The sequence below is a fragment of the Thiocapsa sp. genome (genome assembly GCF_011390875.1).
Taxonomy (GTDB): domain Bacteria; phylum Pseudomonadota; class Gammaproteobacteria; order Chromatiales; family Chromatiaceae; genus Thiocapsa.
In genome coordinates, this window is the sequence record NZ_JAABRP010000368.1 from 1 (window position 1) to 2,824 (window position 2,824).

Here is a 2,824-nt window from a genome sequence, read left to right on the forward strand (position 1 = left end):
GGGCGGCCTCGAAACGAAAGCGGCGCCAGACATGCGCCTGCTCGCGGCCGTCCAGATCGACACCCTGATCGCGGGTGCTCTGGACACCGACCGAAACGACTCCGGGAACGCCGAGATGCGCCCGCACCCAGCGAGCGAGATTCTCGTCGGTCGGGATCGGCAGATGCTCGTTGAGGTCGCTGTAATCCAGCGGTGCGATCGCATCTGCAAGCGCCCGAGCGAGCGCGTCCGTCTCCCCGCCGGGAAAGGGCGCCCAATCGATCGGAAGCTCCGCGCGCACCTTGGCGACGAAGCCGTGCCCGTGCAGACGGCGCGACCGGTGTCCGGCAGGCAGGATGGAGACGCGCCGCGCAGCCTCGAACGGGACGGCGGCGACGTGAAACAGCTGTTCACTCATGGGGCGACGAGACCGAAACGAAGGCTGAGCGGATCGGGGTAACCTGCATCCGCGAAGCCCTTGGCGCGAAGCAAGCAGGAATCACAGAGACCACAGGGACGACCGTCCGTTCCGGGATCGTAGCAACTACTGGTGAGGCCGTAGTCGACACCGAGCGACAGACCTCGGGTGATGATCTCGGCCTTGGTCATCTGCATCAGAGGGGCGTGAATCTTGAGCCGTTGGCGCCCTTCGACGCCGGCCGCGGTCGCCAGATTGGCCATCTGCTCGAATGCCTCGATGAAGGCCGGTCGACAGTCGGGATAACCGGAGTAATCCTGCACGTTCACGCCGATGAAGATGTCTTCGGACCCGAGGGTCTCCGCCCACGCCAGCGCGAAGGACAGAAAGACGGTGTTGCGGGCCGGGACATAGGTGACCGGAATCCCCTCGCCGATCGCCCCGGCGCAACGCCCCTTGGGCACCGGGATATCTGCCGTGAGCGCCGATCCGCCGAAACGCCGCAGATCGATCTCCACGATCGCATGCTCCACGACCCCCAGTGCCCTGGCGACTCGGGCGGCGGACTCGAGCTCGATGCCGTGGCGCTGGCCGTACCGAAACGACAATGCATGTAGTGCAAACCCTTCGGATGTCGCGATCGCCGATGCGGTTGCGGAGTCCAACCCTCCGCTCAAAAGAACGACTGCCGGTTTCATGGTCTCGGAAAGCGGAGTATGGCGGGAGGGCGCATCGAGCCGAGTCTGACCCGGCGCTTGACGCTCAGTTGCGTTCGTCCGTCGGCAGGACAAGCGAGCGGATTCGCGCAAGTGCAGTGTCGCCGACATCGGAGAACTCGATCCCGAGCACCCAGCGCTCTTCGGAGGTACTCGGCGACACCCATACCACCGAGCCGACAGCTTGAATCCCTTCCGGGATGTCGGGTGCCTCCATCTCGACGAGCAGTCGAGAACGCACGGCGAACATGCGATCGGCCCACACTTGCAGCCCGCCCTCGCTGATGTTGCGCCCGAGCACCGGGTGCATCCCCGGGACACCGCCGCCCACATCGGTGCCGAGCTGCATAAGGCGGGCGTGGCAATCCCAGGACACCCGCTCGTAACTCCGACGATCCGCATCCCCTTCGCTGTCCGCCATACGCACCTCAAACCATCGAATTGATCGAAACGCCTCGCGGCACCCACTGCTCTCGGCAAACGGGACGCCGGTCGCATGCCGAGTGGAACGAATTGCTTAAACGCAGCGCTTCGCTAAGGATAGCGCTCGTTCAGGAGGCTGTCGACCGACCTTGCGGAGGATCGCAAACGACAGCAGGGCTCGAAACTTGCTTGGCGAGCGGATCAGAGCGGGGTGGGGAAGGTTCGTCGAAACGGAGACAGGAGGACTACGGCGCTGAAAAGCCAGCCGGGTGTTCGGGGCAGGTACTATCGGTTTCGGCCATGCTCAACGGTGCGAAACCGGTAAGCATGGCAGGATCCGAGAACGCGATAGGCGGGGTTGGCCGCGAATTCGATCCACGGATGGACACGAATTCGCGTTTCCTCGGTTCGCTTCCAGGGGTCGGCTTAGGGGATCGGGTCAGGCCCAACCAAAGCCCATTTGGAACACGACAGCGTGGAGCGCCAGGGCAATGATCAACAGGAGAAAGAAGATCGGCATCAGCCATGTCGCGGGGTTGAGAACCAGCCACACCTTCCAATCGTCTTCCGGGTTCTTCGGCTTTGCAATCTGGACGTCACTCATAATCTTGATCTCGTCGAAGTCGGATTAAACCGCGCCCGGCGCGGTATGCGATGTTTTTGGAGGGGATCGGGCCCGACAGACCTAACGGCCGCTGGAGCCGGCGCGGTTTAACAGATTAAAAATATATTGTTTTAAACCGCGTCCCCACCAAAGGCTATGGATACACCAAACGTCGAGCTCACTCGAAAACGAGCATCTCGCTCTGGACGCGGTTTAGAACCAGGGATTGGCAGCGATCACGAAGAGGTGAACCAATGCCGCGATACCGACGTATGCGGTATAGGTCACCTTGAACTGCTCATGAAACTCTTTTGCTTGTTGGTCGGTAAGACCGGAAAGAGATTGTGCCATGATTTAACTCCTCTACTGGATTTTCATCGCGCACCACACGCCAAACTGACGCCGGGCGAGCGAAGAGGCTTAGGCTGCCTCGGGAACTACGATCACCTCGACCGGAACCGGCACGACGGCGGGAGCACCTTCTTCGACCGGAGCTTCTTCGGCAGCAGGCGCGGCTTCAACCGGAGCGGCTTCGGCGGCAGGTGCGGCTTCGACCGGAGCAGCCTCGGCGGCGGGCGCGGCTTCAACCGGAGCGGCCTCGGCGGCAGGCGCGGCTTCAACCGGAGCGGCCTCGGCGGCAGGCGCGGCTTCAACCGGAGCGGCCTCGGCGGCAGGCGCGGCTTC

Annotated in this window: 6 protein-coding genes; all 6 read right to left on the reverse strand. The window is 63.0% G+C overall.

All coding sequences use genetic code 11. The annotated features are described in order from the left end of the window. Positions 1–397, reverse strand: a 397-nt coding sequence (locus tag GPT33_RS18470; RefSeq protein WP_296812028.1) for a 6-carboxytetrahydropterin synthase, incomplete at its 3' end; no start/stop codon positions are given. Further along, entirely contained in the window at positions 394–1,095 is a 702-nt protein-coding gene (queC, locus tag GPT33_RS18475) for a 7-cyano-7-deazaguanine synthase QueC (protein WP_296812030.1), read from the reverse strand. The genes GPT33_RS18470 and queC, both read right to left, overlap by 4 nt. 64 nt (positions 1,096–1,159) lie before the next feature. Further along, a complete protein-coding gene (locus GPT33_RS18480; RefSeq protein WP_296812033.1) occupies positions 1,160–1,534 on the reverse strand; it encodes a PilZ domain-containing protein in 375 nt (124 codons plus the stop codon). Between the two features lie 441 nt (positions 1,535–1,975). Then, the gene (pufA, locus tag GPT33_RS18485; RefSeq protein WP_093028683.1) at positions 1,976–2,140 is read right to left on the reverse strand and encodes a light-harvesting antenna LH1, alpha subunit; all 165 of its coding nucleotides are present in this window, start codon (positions 2,138–2,140) and stop codon (positions 1,976–1,978) included. A 213-nt stretch (positions 2,141–2,353) separates the two neighbouring features. Continuing rightward, on the reverse strand, positions 2,354–2,491 hold the full coding sequence (pufB, locus tag GPT33_RS18490; protein WP_093028681.1) for a light-harvesting antenna LH1, beta subunit: 138 nt from the start codon (positions 2,489–2,491) through the stop codon (positions 2,354–2,356). Between the two features lie 69 nt (positions 2,492–2,560). Beyond that, positions 2,561–2,824 (reverse strand): hypothetical protein (locus GPT33_RS18495; protein WP_296812038.1); only part of this gene is annotated, 264 nt, incomplete at its 5' end.